Source organism: Mesorhizobium newzealandense (genome assembly GCF_042682145.1).
In the GTDB taxonomy this organism is placed as follows: domain Bacteria; phylum Pseudomonadota; class Alphaproteobacteria; order Rhizobiales; family Rhizobiaceae; genus Mesorhizobium; species Mesorhizobium newzealandense.
In genome coordinates, this window is the sequence record NZ_JBHUGZ010000012.1 from 297,444 (window position 1) to 314,674 (window position 17,231).

The 17,231-nt window shown below is 55.3% G+C and carries 16 protein-coding genes; 6 read left to right on the forward strand and 10 right to left on the reverse strand.

All coding sequences use genetic code 11. The annotated features are described in order from the left end of the window. Positions 1-71: 71 nt before the first annotated feature. From ACFSOZ_RS17905 to ACFSOZ_RS17930, 6 genes are all read right to left on the reverse strand, one after another. Positions 72-614: a flavin reductase family protein gene (locus ACFSOZ_RS17905; RefSeq protein ID WP_206073804.1), complete on the reverse strand. Its 543-nt coding sequence runs from the start codon at positions 612-614 to the stop codon at positions 72-74. A gap of 51 nt (positions 615-665) precedes the next feature. Next, positions 666-1,847, reverse strand: a complete 1,182-nt coding sequence (locus tag ACFSOZ_RS17910) for an acyl-CoA dehydrogenase family protein (protein WP_095090334.1) — start codon at positions 1,845-1,847, stop codon at positions 666-668. 161 nt (positions 1,848-2,008) lie between these two features. Further along, positions 2,009-2,893, reverse strand: a complete 885-nt coding sequence (locus tag ACFSOZ_RS17915; protein WP_095090335.1) for a branched-chain amino acid ABC transporter permease — start codon at positions 2,891-2,893, stop codon at positions 2,009-2,011. A 9-nt stretch (positions 2,894-2,902) separates the two neighbouring features. Next, the gene (locus tag ACFSOZ_RS17920; protein ID WP_095090336.1) at positions 2,903-3,607 is read right to left on the reverse strand and encodes an ABC transporter ATP-binding protein; all 705 of its coding nucleotides are present in this window, start codon (positions 3,605-3,607) and stop codon (positions 2,903-2,905) included. Positions 3,608-3,615: 8 nt separating this feature from the next. Further along, on the reverse strand, positions 3,616-4,788 hold the full coding sequence (locus ACFSOZ_RS17925; RefSeq protein ID WP_379100253.1) for an ABC transporter substrate-binding protein: 1,173 nt from the start codon (positions 4,786-4,788) through the stop codon (positions 3,616-3,618). A 131-nt stretch (positions 4,789-4,919) separates the two neighbouring features. Further along, positions 4,920-6,785 carry a branched-chain amino acid ABC transporter ATP-binding protein/permease gene (locus ACFSOZ_RS17930; protein ID WP_095090338.1) on the reverse strand — a complete coding sequence of 622 codons (1,866 nt, stop codon included), beginning with the start codon at positions 6,783-6,785 and terminating at the stop codon, positions 4,920-4,922. 634 nt (positions 6,786-7,419) lie between these two features. Between ACFSOZ_RS17930 and ACFSOZ_RS17935 the strand changes: the two genes are divergently transcribed. Beyond that, the gene (locus ACFSOZ_RS17935; protein ID WP_095090339.1) at positions 7,420-7,941 is read left to right on the forward strand and encodes a hypothetical protein; all 522 of its coding nucleotides are present in this window, start codon (positions 7,420-7,422) and stop codon (positions 7,939-7,941) included. 405 nt (positions 7,942-8,346) lie between these two features. After that, positions 8,347-9,261 carry a MurR/RpiR family transcriptional regulator gene (locus ACFSOZ_RS17940; RefSeq protein ID WP_095090531.1) on the forward strand — a complete coding sequence of 305 codons (915 nt, stop codon included), beginning with the start codon at positions 8,347-8,349 and terminating at the stop codon, positions 9,259-9,261. 30 nt (positions 9,262-9,291) lie between these two features. On the opposite strand, the gene ACFSOZ_RS17945 is transcribed toward ACFSOZ_RS17940, so the two are convergent. Continuing rightward, the gene (locus ACFSOZ_RS17945; protein WP_379100255.1) at positions 9,292-10,458 is read right to left on the reverse strand and encodes an NAD(P)/FAD-dependent oxidoreductase; all 1,167 of its coding nucleotides are present in this window, start codon (positions 10,456-10,458) and stop codon (positions 9,292-9,294) included. A gap of 46 nt (positions 10,459-10,504) precedes the next feature. Here ACFSOZ_RS17945 and ACFSOZ_RS17950 point away from each other — a divergent pair, with 46 nt between their 5' ends. The 4 genes from ACFSOZ_RS17950 to ACFSOZ_RS17965 all read left to right on the forward strand — a co-directional run bounded on the left by ACFSOZ_RS17950 (position 10,505) and on the right by ACFSOZ_RS17965 (position 14,552). Then, entirely contained in the window at positions 10,505-10,864 is a 360-nt protein-coding gene (locus tag ACFSOZ_RS17950; RefSeq protein ID WP_143748894.1) for a hypothetical protein, read from the forward strand. A gap of 201 nt (positions 10,865-11,065) precedes the next feature. Then, positions 11,066-12,187 carry an aminomethyl transferase family protein gene (locus ACFSOZ_RS17955; RefSeq protein ID WP_143748895.1) on the forward strand — a complete coding sequence of 374 codons (1,122 nt, stop codon included), beginning with the start codon at positions 11,066-11,068 and terminating at the stop codon, positions 12,185-12,187. Between the two features lie 95 nt (positions 12,188-12,282). Next, a protein-coding gene (locus tag ACFSOZ_RS17960; protein ID WP_417568608.1) for an IS630 family transposase occupies positions 12,283-13,229 on the forward strand; the annotation gives its coding sequence in 2 pieces (ribosomal slippage) (positions 12,283-12,624 and positions 12,627-13,229; 945 coding nt in all). A gap of 474 nt (positions 13,230-13,703) precedes the next feature. Beyond that, positions 13,704-14,552 carry a MurR/RpiR family transcriptional regulator gene (locus ACFSOZ_RS17965; RefSeq protein ID WP_379100258.1) on the forward strand — a complete coding sequence of 283 codons (849 nt, stop codon included), beginning with the start codon at positions 13,704-13,706 and terminating at the stop codon, positions 14,550-14,552. Positions 14,553-14,665: 113 nt separating this feature from the next. Here the strand turns inward: ACFSOZ_RS17965 and ACFSOZ_RS17970 are convergent, their stop codons facing one another. The 3 genes from ACFSOZ_RS17970 to ACFSOZ_RS17980 form a co-directional block, all read right to left on the reverse strand. Beyond that, the gene (locus ACFSOZ_RS17970) at positions 14,666-15,553 is read right to left on the reverse strand and encodes a MurR/RpiR family transcriptional regulator (RefSeq protein WP_379100260.1); all 888 of its coding nucleotides are present in this window, start codon (positions 15,551-15,553) and stop codon (positions 14,666-14,668) included. A 114-nt stretch (positions 15,554-15,667) separates the two neighbouring features. Next, positions 15,668-16,357, reverse strand: coding sequence for a cysteine hydrolase family protein (locus ACFSOZ_RS17975; protein ID WP_379100262.1), 690 nt, complete (start codon positions 16,355-16,357; stop codon positions 15,668-15,670). Further along, positions 16,347-17,117 (reverse strand): N-formylglutamate amidohydrolase, encoded by a 771-nt coding sequence (locus tag ACFSOZ_RS17980; protein WP_379100264.1) that lies wholly within the window; start codon positions 17,115-17,117, stop codon positions 16,347-16,349. Before ACFSOZ_RS17980 ends, ACFSOZ_RS17975 begins: the two co-directional genes overlap by 11 nt. Positions 17,118-17,231 lie beyond the last annotated feature (114 nt).

Below are 17,231 nucleotides of genomic sequence, written 5' to 3' on the forward strand. Positions count from 1 at the left end.
GGGGCTGAGATCTCAAGGATCGTCGTAGAGTGATTTCGCGGGTGCGACTGATCATGCGATCCTTTCTGAACCTAGAAAATCATTTCATCCAGAATCATTTGCACGTCAGCGGGTCGACGAACCAGTTCAACGAATTCCATCGGCTTGTGGTATCGGCGACCTTGCCAAAGGAGCGAATTGTGGGAATCGCCCTCCCCAAGCTGCACGTCGGTGACGACGCCGATCAAGATACTGTGCGAAAAACCGTCGTAGGTATGGCTAAGTTTGCAATCAAGCGCCATCGGCGCGCCAACAAGGAGCGGTGCCCCGGTTTTGCCCGCGACCCAATATTTCTTCTCGAAGCGATCTGGACCTTTTTGAGATTGAAATCGACGCGCCACATTGGACAACGCAGGAGATAGCAGATTTACGGCGAAGATACCTCGCCGTAAAATCGTGTCGTGCGAACTGGCCGACTTGTTGATGCAAACGAGAACAGACGGCGGATCGAAGGATAAACTACAAACCGCAGTGGCGATCAGGCCGCTCGGAAGGCCATCTTCTTCAGTCGTGATGATATTGACGGCCCCGGCGAAACGGCCCATCGCCTCCCTGAAGGCATCGTTCCTATCCAAGTCTGTCCTCCGTAGCAGTGACCCGTTCTGAATTGATCGCAGACCTAATTTTCAGAAGCCTGCACTCACCTGGTCAAGCTTCAGCAGCGCCCGGGCGTATATCTCGCGCCCAATGTCGCCATTAATATAGGCATGTCGCGTGCAAGTCTCCATGTCGCGCCAGATCCGCTGGACCGGATTACTGAGCATGAAAACCGACGCTCCGCCTATGTTCAGCAGCAGGTCTACGGCCTCGCGCACGCGTTTTTGCGCAACCGCCGCGTCAAGTCGGACGCGAGCTCGCTCGAGATCGGTCATGCTTGTACCGTCGCTGACGGAGCGATCGATATCGCTGGCCGCGCGCATCGTATGCAACCGTGCGGAGTCGATCAGACCACGAGCATCTGCCAGATTTAGCTGGTAGCTTGGGGACTGCCTTGCATCTGTATATAGGGACGTCACAATGGGCTTGCCGCGCTCGAGGTTCTCCAACGTGAAATCGAAAGCTGCCTCCGCCATCCCGACAGCCGCAGAACATATGCCCAACGGAAGCGCGGTTATGAGCGGTGCCCGATAGAGAGGTTCGTCAGAATGGTCCGAGCGACTGAAGCCGGAAAGCATTTCGCTGATGAGCATCGTCCGGTGTTCCGGCACGAAGATATCTTTTCCCACAAAGGTATTGCTCCCCGTCCCTGCCATCCCAGCGACATGCCATGTGTCTTCGATCTTCAGCTCGGACGTCGGCACCAGTGCAAGCCGTACGTCGATCAGAGCCCCACTGGCATCCAGGACCGCGGAGCCCACGAAGCTCCACTGCGCTTCGAAGCATCCGGACGCCCAGGGCCATTTGCCTGTCAACATCCAGCCCCCCTCGACCGCGGTGGCTTTCCCGGTGGGGGCCCATTGACCGATGACGACCGCGCGGGGATCCGAGCCAAAGACATCGTCGCGCGTCTTGTCAGGCATGAGCCCCATCAAAGATGCGCTGCTATTGGCGACCATGGCGAGCCAACCAGCAGCACTGTCGCCGCGGGCTAGTTCCTCACAAATCTCGCAGTATGTCTGGATATCAATCTCGCGACCACCGCAGCGGCGCGGCACCAAACCCTGCAGAAAGCCGGCGCTTCGCACCGCCGCAGCACTCTCCTGAGCAAGTCGTCTGTTTTTTGCTGATTCCTCCGCATTTGCACGCAAAAGCGGTCGGAGTGCGCGAGCATTGCGTACCAGCTCGGCGTTACTTAGGGTTAAATCCATCACTGTTCTCCTCCTTATTATATCGATATACCCACACCGTCGCGGCAAATTGATAATGTTGCTCAACGGGCTGAAGCCATAGCGGCGTCAGTGCTTGCTCGTTTGCCGTCGGTACTTGTTACATCCGGTCTGATTCCTACCCGCCACCAGAGCGTGCATATTCACGAGCGAAGACCCCGTACGGCTGGCAATAGACCGTCCGGCTTGACAAGCAACAAAAGAACTACCGCCAGAAGGACAAGCGCATCCCGGTATGGCGCGGTTCCAGTGGTGAGGAACGGTTCTGAACCGACCTCCAACGCGCCGAGCACAAAGCCGCCCAGCACGGCTCCCCGCAAAGAACCCAGCCCGCCGATGATCGCAGCGATGAAGGCCTTCAGGACCGGAGTAAAGCCCATGAGCGGATCTACCGAGCCACGCTGCGAAATCCACAATATCGCGGCAATACCAGCAAGAAGGCCTGATATCGCGAAGGACGTCGCAATGACTGTGTTTGCGCGCAAACCAAGCAAGCTAACCATGATGAAGTCTTCGGATGCGGCGCGCATCGCGACGCCCAAAGTGGTCTTGCGTAAGAAGATGTCGAGCCCGATTAGAGCTAGTGCCGTCAGGGCGATGGATGTCAGCGGGACCATACCGATCTGAAAGCCTCCGAAAGTAAGAGTTCCTGACATCCATTCCGGCAGAGCGACCGCTCTTCCGCGAGCAGAAACTCCGTTTTGAAAGAAAACCTTGCAAATGGTGCTTACGCCAAAGCTGGTAATCATAAGCGTCGTCACGGACGCGGACCGCATAGGACGAAACGCTATTCGATCCATCAATACCGCAGAGAGCGCCGCTCCCAGACAGGCCACTAGAAGAACTACAGGCAACGGCAGGCCGAATGAAAGCGACAGTACTATGAGGTAGCCTGCAATCGTCATCAGTTCGCCATGTGCGAAATTTATGAGCCCAACGATCGAAAATACGATCGCCAGCCCCAGCGCCAGGAGAGCGTATATTCCACCCAGGCTAAGAATATTAACCAGGTACTGGACGAATTCCATGACGACCTCCTAGATTGCCAAATATGCCTGCCGCACAAGGTCAGAGCTGGCGAGTTCAGATGCCGTACCGCTTAGAGCAATACGGCCGTTGGCTACCACGTAGCCTCGATCGGCCACGGACAGAGCCAACTCGACATTCTGTTCAACAAGCAGAATGGTAAGCCCCTGCTTGCGCAGGTCTTCGATTAATTCGTAGACCTTGTCTATCGTTTGAGGCGCAAGGCCCAACGAAGGTTCGTCGAGCAAGAGCAGGTCGGGCTGGCTCATTAAAGATCGGGCGATCGCCAGCATCTGCTGTTCACCGCCCGACAGGCTCCCTGCCTTTTGATCGATGCGCTCAGCAAGGATGGGAAAGCGGGAGAGCATGCTATCTCGGCGAGCCCGCAGCTCATTACCTTTCGCGAACGCCGCTCCCCCTAAATGCAGGTTTTCACCAACTGTGAGATGGGCGAAAACACGGCGACCCTCAGGAGTTAGTGCTATTCCCTTTCGGCTGATGACGTCTGCGGGCAGGCCGGTGAGTGGCTGACCTTTGAGCAACACCTTGCCCTCGGCAGGTGGGATGGACCCGGCGATGCCGGCAAGAATCGAACTCTTGCCGGCGCCATTGGCGCCAATGAGTGTGACAAGTTCTCCATTTCCAACGTTTAGATCGACGCCATGGACAGCCTGGACGGCCCCGTAGCGTATTTTCATTCCCTCGACACGAAGCATTGGCGTTCCTACCAGCTTAAGGATTGGGGATTTCCTCCTTCGTCGGTCGATATACCTTCACAAAGGTCGACTTCCCCCCCCTCAATTCGGATTATTGCAACGTCGCGCAGAGCAACACGCTCAGTTCCAGCATACGTCACTTTGCCGAGAACGGTCTGCACATCTTCCAGGCCAGCCAATGCGTCTCTGATTTTCGCGGGGTCCAGCGATCCTGCTTTGCGAGCTGCGGCGTCGAGCAATTGTGCCCATTCGTATCCTGATGCCTCGTATGAGGTTTCCGCGTCATGACCGGTTTCCTCCGTGAAGCGCTTGTTGAAAGCTTCCATCCCGCTGCCAGGGGTTGGAAAGCCGGCTGAGGAATGCACAACGCCATCGACCACCGAACCGAGTCCGTACACGGTCGGAGTACCGATGGCATCCGAGGCGATAACAGGAACCTTAACACCAGCACCGCGCAACTGCTTGATGAAGGCTGGGAAGTCAGGCTCGTACGCGGTCGTCATGATAACGTCAGGTTGCGGTGCTAATCGCTTGATTTGAGAAACCACCGCAGAAAAATCTGGCTGCCCCATCGAGTAGGACGCTTCACCGACAACGCTCCCACCCTTTTTCCGAAACGTTTCGCCAAAATAGTCTGGGAATTTGGACGTATAGGCGGAGTCGGGCGACTTCAGAAGAAATGCCGTCTTGTAGCCGGTTTCTGCGGCATAACTTGCTAGCGCGGCCGACTGTACAGTGTCGGATGGATAAGAAATGAACATATAGTCGCCGACAGCAGGTGTTAGGCTGGGCGAACCAGCGAGGTTGAGCATCGGAATGCCCGCTGCCTGTCCGATCTGACCCGCTGCGATCGAGGGATCGGCATCGGCCGGGGTAATGAGAAATTGAACCCCGTCTTCGATCAATTTCTGGGCCGCGTTGACGGTAGCCGCTGTGTCGGACCGGGTGTCGATAACTTCGAGAGTGACCGTCGCCATGCCCCCAATGCCGCCCTTGGCATTGAGATCTTTGATGCCTAACTTGAAGCCGGCCAGGCCGGGTTGATCGTATGGTGCCAAGGCACCAGTCAGGGCCATTGCGGCTCCAATCTTGTATTCATCCGCCGATGAGTATCCCTCGCTTGACGAGAGCGCTATCGCAGCAAGGCAAGCGAGCGCAGTTGCATATCTTAGCTTGTTCATTTTTGAGTTCCCGTGTGAGGTTTGACCAATGCTTCGTTTTCCGAAGTCTAATAGTTATTCTGTCTGCAACTCCTTTGTGCTTTTGTAACCATTAAATATCCATCAGACTGAGTAACTCAGCGATACCATCTCTAGGACGCGCTAGCGCCGATGACCTGCACCACAGAGCTTGTTTCGACCTGAGTTTTTTTCTCGCCCATCCTTTTGCTTCCGAGATAGGCTGATATCACGGCAGGGTCGGTTCTGACCGCGTCTGCCGTGCCCACGGCGATGCGCTTGCCCCGGTCGATAACGACGATGGTGTCACTAAGCGACATTATAAGGTGCAAGTCGTGCTCAACCACGAGAATGCCCACGCCTGTGTCCGCGCGCAGTGCGGCCAACCTGCCCATTAACTCTTTAGTCTCGGCCGGATTCATCCCCGCAGCAGGCTCGTCAAGAAGGAGGAACCTGGGGCCCGTGGCAAGAGCGCGGGCGATTTCTACAAGACGTCTCTGTCCGTACGGAAGGCTGCCGGCAAGCCGGTCCCCTAATGTTTCCAGGCCAAAACGCGCTAGGGCGTCATTGGTGCGCCATACAGATAGAGCCGTGTCGGCCGCACATGCCTCAGCGGCAACCAAGACATTTTCCCTTACAGTCATGTCAGCAAAGACACGAAGGTTTTGGAAAGTTCGCGCCAAACCTGCGCGGGCAATTATGTGAGGCTGCTTATTTTCTATCAAATCCGACCCAAGCGCCACATGACCTGCGCTAGGTCGTAACTGGCCAGTCAACAGATTGATCAAGGTGCTCTTCCCGGCACCATTCGGACCGATCAACCCCGTAATGAGGCCAGCTTCAGCCTTGAAGGTTACCCCGTCGACGGCCCGCACACCGCCAAAATGACGAGACAGCTGATTTGCCTCCAAAGCGTTTGCACCCTTTGGTGCCTGAAAATCTTGCGATCCTGGAAGGAGCTTGCTGTCGCGCCCCTTCAAAGGATCCCATGCTTTTGACAGCTCGAGTTCCCGGCTACCAACAAGACCAGCGGGCCTGATGAAGAGGACGAGAATCATTGCGAGCGAAGCACCAACGAGAGGCAGTCCGTACAAGGCCGGGACCGAAAATCCGAGGATATCACCCCCGCCCTCTAGCGCCCGCAAAAGCTCCGTGACTGCTGTGATTACTATCACGCCCACTAAAGCGCCCGAAACAGAACCGAGGCCTCCGACGATCAGCATCGAAATCAGCAGAAAACACGACTCGAAGTAGAAATCCTTGGGGCCGAAGGCACCTAAAAACTGAGCCGTCAACGCCCCGGCAATCGACAAAATGGTCCCGCTCAACAGCCATGCCCTAAGTCGCGCTTGGCGAACGTCCACGCCCACTGCCGCTGCGGCTACTTCGTCTTCTCGCGTGGCTCGGACGGCGCGACCAGTCCTTGTATCCCTAAATGTTCGGGCAACTGCGATCGACAGCGCCGCCACAGATAGAGCAACCACAAGCGTGGTATTGCGGGGCACACCGTAAAATGTTTGGCTGCCGCGCGTGATATCCTTTGTCGCTACCAGAACCGTGTAGACGATAATCTGCAATGCCAGAGTGGCGATGGACGCAGCCGAACCGGACAACCGCCGCATAACGATGCCGCTCACCCCAGCCAAAACCAGCCCCGTAAGGGCGGCTACAATCAACGACGACCAGACTGAAAGACCATAGCCCGCCATCCAGACCGGGAGGTGAGGAAGTGCGGTCCGTTGAACAACAGGGCTCATCGTGAGGATGCCTGCAGTGTAGGCGCCCACCCCCATGAAAGCTGCAGGACCGAATGACACGATACCTGTGTTGCCGGAAAAAACCTGCAAACCAACGCAGGCAGTGACCACGATTGACATCGATGTCGCGATCCTGGTTCCATTCGCTCCAAACAAAACACCGGCCAAGATCCCTACTGCCACTAGGATAACGGCCAAAGCCAGCGAATCCATCGTCACAGCCTTGATGCGGGAATTGACCATCCGTCTGCTCCTCTGCGGAATTACGATTATTGGACAGGTCAACCTTCATGTCAATATCATTACATCATTCTGTCATATGAAAAATTGTGCAGAAGGCGCTACAGCCTTCCAGCTGCGGTCGTAAGATTGCTGATTGCTACCCCAGAGGCTGGAGAACTTGACCTCCCGGCGCACAATCCCCACAGAGCTGAGCAATAGCCATCGATGCCGATCGGCGCGCGCTGATCGATATTGGAGATAGTCAGACCAGAACGGGAAGGCTTTGAGGACCATCCGATCCTTATCCCTGCAAGGGCGGCATCTCTGGTCTTACCTCACTGCCGAATTCCTGGTGCCCTTGTCCATCGTCGAAATCGCACATAAACAGCACCCAGGAAGTTTGATCTTCAATCCATGCCGCAATCTCCTCGCCTGGATCCTGCTAAGGCTGCCTACCCCTCCTCGTTGCCGACTCGTCTACTTTTCTTCCATCAGCGCCAGCCTCTGAAGAGATATTGACACGCACCTAGGCCGCAGCTACCCTCGAATAGGCTTTGAGTATGATGCCGGTTGGTCAGCCTCCAGCCGCACACAATTTCTATTTCGGAACGAGCCTTCAGCAAATCGGCTCGTTCCGTCGCGCCCCTCAACAATCATGATCGATAAAGGTGTTCCGATGCGGTCTTCTGTTGCTCCGACTTACGAAAATCGCGTGCTCAGCGCCTATGAGGGTGAAATCTTGGGGGAAGAATTTTTTAGCGTTCTTGCCCAGAAGGCTGACAGTGAACAATCTCGCGTAAAGTTGCGCAATTTGGCCGCCATTGAGCGGCTTGTAGCAGAGGCGCTTTTGCCAGTTATCACGCGTTACAAACTTGAACCAAATAGCAAAGTACTGCTTGCTGAGAAGGGACGCGATGAAACCGTTGAGTACGCAGAGCTTGGTTGGACTCAATTTGCGGTAAAGCTCAAGAAGCTATTGGGGCCATTCGTTCGTGAATTTGAGACTCTGCTTGTCGAGGCGCCGGTTGACGACCGACCCTATATCCAGTTACTTCTTGACCACGAAATTGCGCTTTTCGCGTTCGCTCAGGCGGAAGGTGAAGACTCAAGCGATGGTCAGATTCATCTTGACAACTTTCTACAACGGCACAAAGCTCTATTGCGCAACGAAGGCTAAGAAAACCTGTCTTCAGACCAGGTCCTGCTGTATCTGAGCCACCGGGGTCGCTGGGGCGGCTTCGTCTGAGTCACGCCGCTTTGATCGGTTCCCCCTGGAGTTGGGCAGTGGCGCGTCTGATGGTTCAGAGCGTCTTCCACGTCCCCCCAGCCGACAGAGATCCGGTCGACTTGGGAATGGACGGCGACCGGTGTGACCCTGTAGGCTGGCTCAAGGCCAAGGCAGCCGATGTTGGCCGCGACCGCCCGACAATGTGGACGGCCTTTCTGTAGTTGAAAACTAGCGTAGCCGCGCTTGCGCGCACTTTGGTGGCTTGCCATCGTGCATTATTCGGACAGCCCGCTAACATATTCACAATGAGAAATTTTGTAATATTCTCTTCAGCAATGTCAGTTGGAGGACACGATGAACGTTAGAGACATGCTGCTGCACGGGGCCATTTCGTTGACACCATCAGAAGAGCGGATCGTTCAGGTGCTCCTGACCGACTACCCGGCGGCCGGCTTAGGCACTGCCACGAGTCTCGCAAAGCGCGCCGGCGTCAGTGACCCTACTGTGGTTCGCCTTGCCATGAAGCTGGGTTTCGAAGGGTTCCCCGCCCTCCAACGGCGGTTACTTGCAGATGTTGAAGCAAGATTGCATTCGCCGCTGCTTATGATGGAAGCCAAACGGCCCGACATGGGGACGCATAGCGAACAAGGAGCTGCGATCGCCTACATGCATTCGGTGGCCAGCAACCTCAACAAAGCGCTGACATCGACCCCGCTGGCGTCATATCAACGGGCCGCCCGCCTGGTAATGGATACAAAGGGCAAGGTCGTCCTGCTCGGCGGGCGGTACAGCCGTTTTATCGCAGGCATGTTAGCAGCCTACTTGTTGCAATTTCGGCCAGACATCATGCATATCGACGCACTATCGGCGCAAAAGACGGACGTGTTAGTCGACTTGGGAAAGCGCGATCTCTTAATCGTGTTCGATTATCGCCGATATCAGCTGGACGTTGTTGCGTTCGCCCAATTAGCTGCGGCCCGCCGCGTTCGCATTCTTCTGTTTACGGACCCTTGGTTATCGCCCATTGCCGAGTTTTCAGAACTAACACTAACCTGCCCAATTGAGGTTAATTCGCCCTACGACACGATGGCGTCATCGGTGGCGCAGATCGAAGCTGTTATCGCTCAAATCCTTGCTTCCATGGAGAAGCGGACGCGCGAACGTATCGAGGAATTGGAGGAGATCCGCCTCCAGGCGAGTGCATCGCTGGATAACGCGCGTCTCCTCGAAGAGGAAAAGCCCGCGCTGGCATCCATGACGACCAAGTAGCGCGCCATGGATGCAAATGCGCTGAGGACGTTATGCGAAGCGATGCAATGAGAACTTCCTGAGCAATTCCTGACGTTGACCCAACGCCCATTGTGCGACGACTTCGCCCATGGCAGGCCCAAGCTTGAAGCCATGCCCACTTGAGCCGGTGATCACGAAAGTTCCCTTTGCGCCCGGAATCTCGTCAACTATAGGGAGGTGATCCGGGCTCATATCATATTGACAGGCGTAGCCGGGACGGATGCCCAATTCGGCAATCTCAGGAGAACGGGACATGATATGTTCAATGGCCCAGACCGATTCCTCTTGCGTGATCGTTCGGTCCAATTGGCCCGCGACCTCGAGGCGATAGTTCATGCGCGCGTGTGCTTCTTTAAGCGCGTCGTTCTCGACGCCTGTGCCGCCGCCCCCCCAGGTTCCAACCAAAATTGTATTCTCGCCTTCCGGCCGAGCATAGCAGTTCGTAGTTTCATCAACCCAACAATGCGGAAGTAACTTCCTTGCGACACCTGGTGCGTCCATTACTGCCATGAAGTGGCGTTCAATAAACGTCGGTAGGCTAACTCCACGCTTAGCCAGGAGCGCCTTCGACCAAACACCCGTTGCAAGAATTACGCGACCGGTAGAGATGACGGTGCCATCACTTAGCGTCACCCCGGTCGTGTTTCCATTTGTTACTTGAATTTCGGTAACCGAGCGGCCGCCCATAAACTTAACGCCATTTGCGCGAGCTCGATTGACCAATTCGTTAGTTGCACCGTAAGGGTCGCAGTGTCCCGATTCGTCTTCCCAGGCGGCAAAAGTGATCCCCTCCATATTGAAATGAGGGAGAATTGCCTGCGCCTGTTCTCCGGTCAGACCCTCGATTCGGCTACCTTCATCGTCGCGGATCCGCTTAACAATCTCGCGATTTGCGGGTTCGTGCTCAGGGCCGCAAACCCACAGGCAGCCAGATTGATGAAAGGCGCCGGGGAGATCCTTAAGGATCTCGATTCCCCGTTTTGCGAGCAAAGATAACTCGGGATCGCCATAGAACGCGTGGCACACCGCGGACGATGAGCCGGTCGGTCCGGAAGCCGGATGGTCGGACTCGACTTGGATAACGTTCAGATTTTGGTTCGACAGATAGTAGGCTGCCCCCGCACCCGCAATTCCCGCTCCCGCAACGAGTACGTCACAGCTGTATCTTTCGCTCATTTGATGCTCCTGTTACAAGAAAAAGCCCAACCGGCTATCCTTATCGATGCAGCCACTTCCGGTACGGCGAGTGGTGAAGGGCCAGGACGACGATTGCGACCGGCTCGCAATCAACTTTCTTCAGAGCAGAATGCCCTCTGCACAAGATCCACCCCTCCCCACCTTTGGCCAAAGCAGTCCGCTGATAGGCTGGCTGAGGAGCGAAAATAATGTGGAATTTTTTTCCTGTCTACAGTTAATTGCGATATTTGAAGAAATTATTTCAGTCCGCGGCACTCGACCTCCTCGGCCACCTTCGACCTTCCCGCTTGCTCAACAAACCAAGCCTCATCCGATCTATCGCGAACTTGAGGCCATGGTTGAACAGAAGGCCACGTCGGAAAAAATTTTCTATCTATCAAAATGATCGCATCATTGACAAATAATTTTCAGCAATTCATGCTTTGTGAGATAGCATGTTCGTTGCACGCAGGATGGACGCCGGGATCGAGGACATGCTGGCAGCCTATCAAGCATCGGAGACTAAGTGGGGTTCCCGTTCTGAGAACGGCGCCAATGTCGCGTATCGGCCGACAAAGATAGCCATTTGTTAAATTTGGAGGATACCATGGAAAAAAGAACAGCATATCATTCAATATACGAGAAGCTTGGCGCCCCCATGATTGACTTTGGAGGCTGGAAAGTCGCTTCGCACATAACTTCTTCAAACAAAGAATACATGATGGTCCGCTCCAATGTCGGCTTTGCCGAGTATGATTTCCAGAGTTGTTTTGGGGTGTGCGGACCGGAATCGTTTCAATTCATACAGGAACTTATCGTAAACGACTTGGGAAAGATCACCCCTGGCGGCACTATTTACTCAAGTATCCTTGACGACAAGGCTAGTCTAATCGACGACGTTATCGTTTTTTGGATTAGCGAAGATCAGTTTATGATCCACGGTGGAATTACTCGCGACGCCTCGCGCAAGTGGATTATGGAAAAGGCAGATGGTCGAAAGGTCTGGGTCACTGAATTGTCTAACACGTTCCTTTCCATACAGGGCCCAAAGTCGATCAATGTACTTCAACAAGCCGTGGACATTGCAGATCTCGAGCACAACCGATTAGTGCATGTTGATTTCCATGGCGTTCCAACCACGATTGCACGAGTGGGCTTTTCAGGTGAACTGGGTTACGAGGTCCATTTCGGGCCTGAATATGCTCACGGCATGTGGGAAAAGTTCACTGAGTATTGCGCGAAGTACGGTGGCGGCCCGGCCGGACTGATGGCCGCCTTCCCAATCGCGGTTGATAAAGGCTTTCTGTTCGGAGCCGACTTTTATGCGGGAGGTTCCCCTCTTGAATATGGCCTTGGATGGTCCGTAGCTTTTGACAAGGGCTTTTTCCATGGCAGAGATGAGATGCTGCGCCGCAAGCAAGCAGGCCTCCGCACCAAACTCGTAGGAATAGAGGCCGACACAACGGAACCTCAGATAGCGGGAGGTTTAAAACTGACCTGTGGTCCCAAGAAGAACGCAGGTGAAACGACGATCGGCTGGGTCAGCCCACTGCTCGAACGCAATATTGGACGAGCATGGGTCAATAGCGAATTCGCCGAGCCAGGTACGGAGTTGGAGGTTCAATCCAACGGCGGTCCCAAAAAGGTGAAAGTCACCGCCAGCTACCGATTCTTCGATCCCAAAGGCGAGCGCGTCAGGGTAAATCCCCGCGAGATGCTCAAAGTTTGATCTAGAGCGGTTTTCCCTTAATCGGAGTCGTTTGTTTGCAGTGAACGGCTTGTTCTGATTCCCTGATCGAAGTGATTTGCGGAAGGAGCAGCGGCATGGCACGAGCTTACAGCCTGGATTTGCGGACGCGTGTTATCGAGGCGATAGAGGCAGGCCTGTCGACCCGAGAAGCGGCACGGCGGTTTGCCATCGGGATATCGACGTCTGGTGCATGGTATCGGGCCTGGCGTTCGAGCGGCAATCTGGAACCTGGGCGGCAGGGCAAGCCGAAGGTATCGAAGCTGGACGCGCACGAGACTTTCATTCTCGCCTTGGTCGAGACCGATGAGCGGGACATCACGCTTGCCGAGATCGTCGATCGCCTTGCGGCAGAGCGCGGGGTCAAAGCCAGCCTGACGACGGTCCATGCGTTCTTCGCAAAGCGTGGCATCACGTACAAAAAAAGACAGCGCACGCGGCCGAACAGCAGCGACCGGATGTTTTGGCAGCGCGGGAAGAGTGGTTCGAAGGCCAACTCGATCTCGATCCGAGCCGCCTGATCTTCATCGACGAAAGTGGCCTCAATACCAAGATGGCCCGGCTACGAGGCCGCTCTGCGCGTGGACAGCGTTGCCGGGCGGCTGTTCCTCATGGGCACTGGAAATCCACGACCTTCACGGCCGGCCTGCGCCTCGACGGGATCGTCGCGCCCTGGCTCCTGGACGGCGCCATGGATGGCGAAGCATTCCTGGTCTACTTGCGCCGCGTCCTCGTGCCGACGCTTCAACCCGACGATGTCGTCGTGATGGACAACCTGCCTGCTCATAAAGTGGTCGGTGTCCGCGAAATCATCGAGGCTGCGGGGGCTTCCCTTCGCTATCTTCCGCCCTACTCCCCGGACTTTAACCCCATTGAGATGGCCTTCGCCAAGCTGAAGGCTTTACTGCGAAAGGCAGCAGCCCGGTCCATCCCGGAATTATGGGACGCCGTGGCCGTCGCCATCGATCGTTTCCACCCCAAAGAATGCGAAAACCTGTTCGCCCACGCCGGCTACGATGCCTAACCGTGATTATCCAGAAACTGCTCTAGCTCAGTTAGACATCTCGCCGTCTTCCGAGCGTGGGGCCGGGCAAAGCAGCGATGCTGGCCGGCCCCAGCGGCGCCCTTGCCCGGCGAGACCTCCTTGGCGGTAAAACAAGGATACCGTCATAGGTCTGTCTCGGAAGACAGTCTCACGCTCACACCAAACAAGAGCGGCCACCATCGCAACGGCATCAACAGCCTTCGTCGGAGAGGTCCATCGCAAGGTCGAGTTCGGGTCATTCGACAAGGGTCTGCGGTCGACGCGCCCTCGTAGGTTACCCTTATTCTGTGATCATGCCATTCGCCCTTGGGCTGAAAGCTGTGGAGCGGACAAACCTATTTCTGCAGAGCGCTTGCCTTTTTGAGTCGCTCGATGCGATTCAGAAATTGACATGTTGACGCAGGTCACGAGGATTTGTAATTTCCTCTTCACGAGCTCAAGGGGAACTGATTGATGCAGTTTCGAGACATGCTGCTTCAAGGCGGCTTATCGCTCACCCCGTCGGAGGAGCGCATTGTTCAGGTGTTACTCACCGATTATCCGACGGCCGGGCTAGGCACCGCAACGAGCTTGGCGAAGCGTGCTGGGGTCAGTGACCCCACTGTGGTTCGCCTGGCCATCAAGCTCGGCTTTGAAGGTTTTCCGGACTTCCAGCAGCGGTTGCTCGCCGACATCGAAGCGCGATTGCATTCGCCACTGCTTATGATGGGTGCGAAGCGGCCAGAGTTGGCCACCGACGGCGAACAAGGCGCGGCTATAGCCTACATGCATTCGGTTGCCGGGAGCCTCGACAAGGCGTTGACGACCACTCCGCTGGCTACATATGAGCGCGCAGCCCGACTTGTCATGGACTCCAAAGGTAAGGTGGTCCTGCTCGGAGGACGCTACAGTCGGCACGTCGCGGGAATGTTGGCAAGCTACTTATCGCAGTTTCGAGCCAACGTCGCCTACATCGAGACACTATCCGCCCAGCAACTGGATCTGTTGGTCGATTTAGGAAAGAGAGACGTTCTGATCGTCTTTGACTACCGCCGCTACCAACGCGACGTGGTCGCTTTTGCCGAACAAGCCGCCGCCCGTAACGTTCGCATCCTCCAGTTCACCGATCCATGGGCATCGCCGATTTCCGATTTCGCCGAAGTTACCCTTTCGTGCCCGATCGAAGTCAGTTCGCCCTATGACACGATGGCACCGGCAGTGGCGCAGATCGAAGCCGTCGTCGCTCAGATTTTTGCAGCCACCGGCGAGCGGACACGCCGCCGGATTGAGGAACTCGACAAATCCGTCACGAGAGCAATGTGACACTTAACGAGGCCCACGCGCACAAAAATCAGAGCAACGGGAGTTCTCGTCAAAAACTCCAATAGCCGACCCAAAGAGCATCTTCCCTTCCATTAGCCTTAGCTTTTCTTTAGTTATGACTCCCTCACTGGCTCTCTCTGATGCGAGACCGAAGTCCTCAACGAGTCCCATTTTTTTATCCGCTGGCTTGCCTGGGGCCAGTTCGCCTCGGCGACCCGGGTTATGAGCGCCTCGATCAACGCGAACGCGGCAACGTTGCTGTCAAATGCAGTCTCGTTCTCAATGTGCAGCGCTATCACTTCTGATGCATATTTGGAGATTGGAGACATCCATCGATCCGTTATCAGGATGATCTTCAGCCCGCAGTGCTTTGACACTCTTTCGGCGAACTCTTCAAGGGAACGTTGGTACCTTCGAAAATCGACGAGGACTAATACATCCCTTTGCCGCATTCGCATTATATACTCTGGCCACCAGTCATCCTCGGACGATACCTGATGAACACCAGCGCGGATTTGTTTCAAGTGCCTAGACAAATACTGCGCAACTAGATCGCTGATCCGACCACCCAAGGTAAATATATCAGATCGCGGGTCGGAAATTAGTGCCCCTACCCTTTCAAACTGGGCGGCAGTGATCGCCCCGGCGGATGCCTTTAGCAACTCGGTTGATTTTAGGATAAAGTTCTCGAAAAACTCGTCCGTTATACCGCTTGTTGTTGTCCGCAAATCGAGCGGAGACTTTTGCCCTTGCTTCAGTTCCTTTATAAGTTGTTGTTGGAATTCCTGCAGACCCTGGTAGCCGAGTTTACTCACGAAGCGTGAGATAGAGGGAGCAGAGACGTTTGAGGAGGTCGCAATTACCTGGATTGGCTCAAGTCCGGCAAACGGATAATTCGACAGAATTAGCGCAGATAAGCGCCGCTCCGTGGCGGTTAAAGAATCTGCTGCTCTCCTTATCTGCTCCCTTACGGTTTCGCCCGGAATTGTGCTATCGGTCATAATCTCTCCAAAGCCGGCTACCCCGCAAACCCTTAAGCACTGCTGTTTTCAGTATGGGGGAGTGAGACCTAGCTAGCAAGCTCCAGCGCTCCGCCACGAGAATGAGGTGCTGCTCTAACCAGCACTGGGCGTTAGCGGCTTAGGGGCGTGTTCCAGGCCTTGTATTTCGGCAATGAGCTCACGGGTAGTGACCTGACGGCAATACCCCTTAATCGCCCGTAGCGAGCTATCATGGCGTTCCCGGGTATAAGTCAGGCATGCATCTGTAACCTGTGTGACGAGATAGCCAAGGTCACAGGCATCCCTGATCGCGCCTTCTACACACTGGTCGGTAACCAACCCTGCGAGTACGAGCTGTTTAACACAGAGATTCCGCAAGATGTAATCGATATTTGTGGAAATGAAGACGGAAGATGACGTCTTGGGTAGAACTATCTCATCACCCTGCACAGCTATCTGGTCAATTACCTTACCGTCCCATGACCCCTTTGGTACATGGAACCCAGTGATCTTGTAGTCGAGAGATCTGTCCCGACCATCAGCTGTCAAGCTTTCGATCGTTGTGTACATTACTTCAATACGAGACTTCCTGAAGGCGGCTTGCAAAGATTGCATGTTCGGAATGACCCGAGCCTCAAGCTCGCTGAAATACCAGCCATACTTCGCTGCAAAATCTGCTTTCGGCAGCCCTGAAAATTCGGCTCCGTCACGGTGAGCGCTGAAATTTTGGACATCGACAAAAAGTAAGGCCGATTGCTCCGGCACCAAGGGCACATTGCGAGTAAGACTCATTTCAGTTCCCATTCAAATAGTCTTCGATCGATGATGCGACGATATCGGCCCAAAGCTTCTGACCTTCAGCCGTCCGCAGATGATCATTTCGGATCTCAATCAGGCTGTTGTTCAAGCCACGTGTCTCGCAATGCCGGGGCACAAACCAATCGCTCGAGTCATTGACCTGATAGGGTTCATTCATTCCCACGCGTAAACGCGGATACCTGCGTGTAACAGAGTCTCTCAGGCGCGCTGACGTGTCCGTGTCACGACGGAACAGGAAACCGATATCCCACGGGCGCCACACGTTGTTCATGCGAGGAGTGAAACTGTGAACCGATATCGCCACTGTGTGTCGACCCTCCTCTAGACGTCGACTGATCTCTGTGTGAAAAGGCTCGAAGATCTCGGCCACGCGAGCCGCGCGATCGGCAATGTCGACTTCCTGATTGCCGGGTATTCTGATCCCATCGCTTGTTGCAGGAATAGCATCGAATGCCTCCGGCGGCCGGTTGCAATCTATGACCAGGCGGCTATACGGCTGAAAGACAGCAACAGCATCTAGCCGCCGCGCCAAAAGCCGCGCCACTTCGGCTGCCCCGATATCCCAGCCGACATGATCGTCAAGCACCTCAAGAGAAATGCCCAGATTTCCGAGCGCCGCGGGGATCGCCTGCCCCGCATGTTCACACACCAGGAGCACAGAACTTGACCCGTCGGGGTTGATGACCTCAAACGGGTCCGGATCGCCCTGCCCCAGCAAGCGTAGCGTATCATAACCCTGCTTCATGCCATTCTCTGTCCTTCGAGAGATCGACGGGCTTGCCGACGCCTGAGCCACCAATGCATTGAGATTGCAAATGTCCCTGGGGACCAACTCTCTCAGGAAGCCCCGCCGCGTGCT

Bases quoted from the DNA above. Each gene is read 5' to 3' on its own strand.
- ACFSOZ_RS17910 (WP_095090334.1), bottom strand. From the start codon at position 1,847: ATGGATTTAACCCTAAGTAACGCCGAGCTGGTACGCAATGCTCGCGCA.
- ACFSOZ_RS17915 (WP_095090335.1), bottom strand. From the start codon at position 2,893: ATGGAATTCGTCCAGTACCTGGTTAATATTCTTAGCCTGGGTGGAATA.
- ACFSOZ_RS17920 (WP_095090336.1), bottom strand. From the start codon at position 3,607: ATGCTTCGTGTCGAGGGAATGAAAATACGCTACGGGGCCGTCCAGGCT.
- ACFSOZ_RS17925 (WP_379100253.1), bottom strand. From the start codon at position 4,788: ATGAACAAGCTAAGATATGCAACTGCGCTCGCTTGCCTTGCTGCGATA.
- ACFSOZ_RS17930 (WP_095090338.1), bottom strand. From the start codon at position 6,785: ATGGTCAATTCCCGCATCAAGGCTGTGACGATGGATTCGCTGGCTTTG.
- ACFSOZ_RS17935 (WP_095090339.1), top strand. From the start codon at position 7,420: ATGATCGATAAAGGTGTTCCGATGCGGTCTTCTGTTGCTCCGACTTAC.
- ACFSOZ_RS17940 (WP_095090531.1), top strand. From the start codon at position 8,347: ATGAACGTTAGAGACATGCTGCTGCACGGGGCCATTTCGTTGACACCA.
- ACFSOZ_RS17945 (WP_379100255.1), bottom strand. From the start codon at position 10,458: ATGAGCGAAAGATACAGCTGTGACGTACTCGTTGCGGGAGCGGGAATT.
- ACFSOZ_RS17950 (WP_143748894.1), top strand. From the start codon at position 10,505: ATGCAGCCACTTCCGGTACGGCGAGTGGTGAAGGGCCAGGACGACGAT.
- ACFSOZ_RS17955 (WP_143748895.1), top strand. From the start codon at position 11,066: ATGGAAAAAAGAACAGCATATCATTCAATATACGAGAAGCTTGGCGCC.
- ACFSOZ_RS17965 (WP_379100258.1), top strand. From the start codon at position 13,704: ATGCAGTTTCGAGACATGCTGCTTCAAGGCGGCTTATCGCTCACCCCG.
- ACFSOZ_RS17970 (WP_379100260.1), bottom strand. From the start codon at position 15,553: ATGACCGATAGCACAATTCCGGGCGAAACCGTAAGGGAGCAGATAAGG.
- ACFSOZ_RS17975 (WP_379100262.1), bottom strand. From the start codon at position 16,357: ATGGGAACTGAAATGAGTCTTACTCGCAATGTGCCCTTGGTGCCGGAG.
- ACFSOZ_RS17980 (WP_379100264.1), bottom strand. From the start codon at position 17,117: ATGAAGCAGGGTTATGATACGCTACGCTTGCTGGGGCAGGGCGATCCG.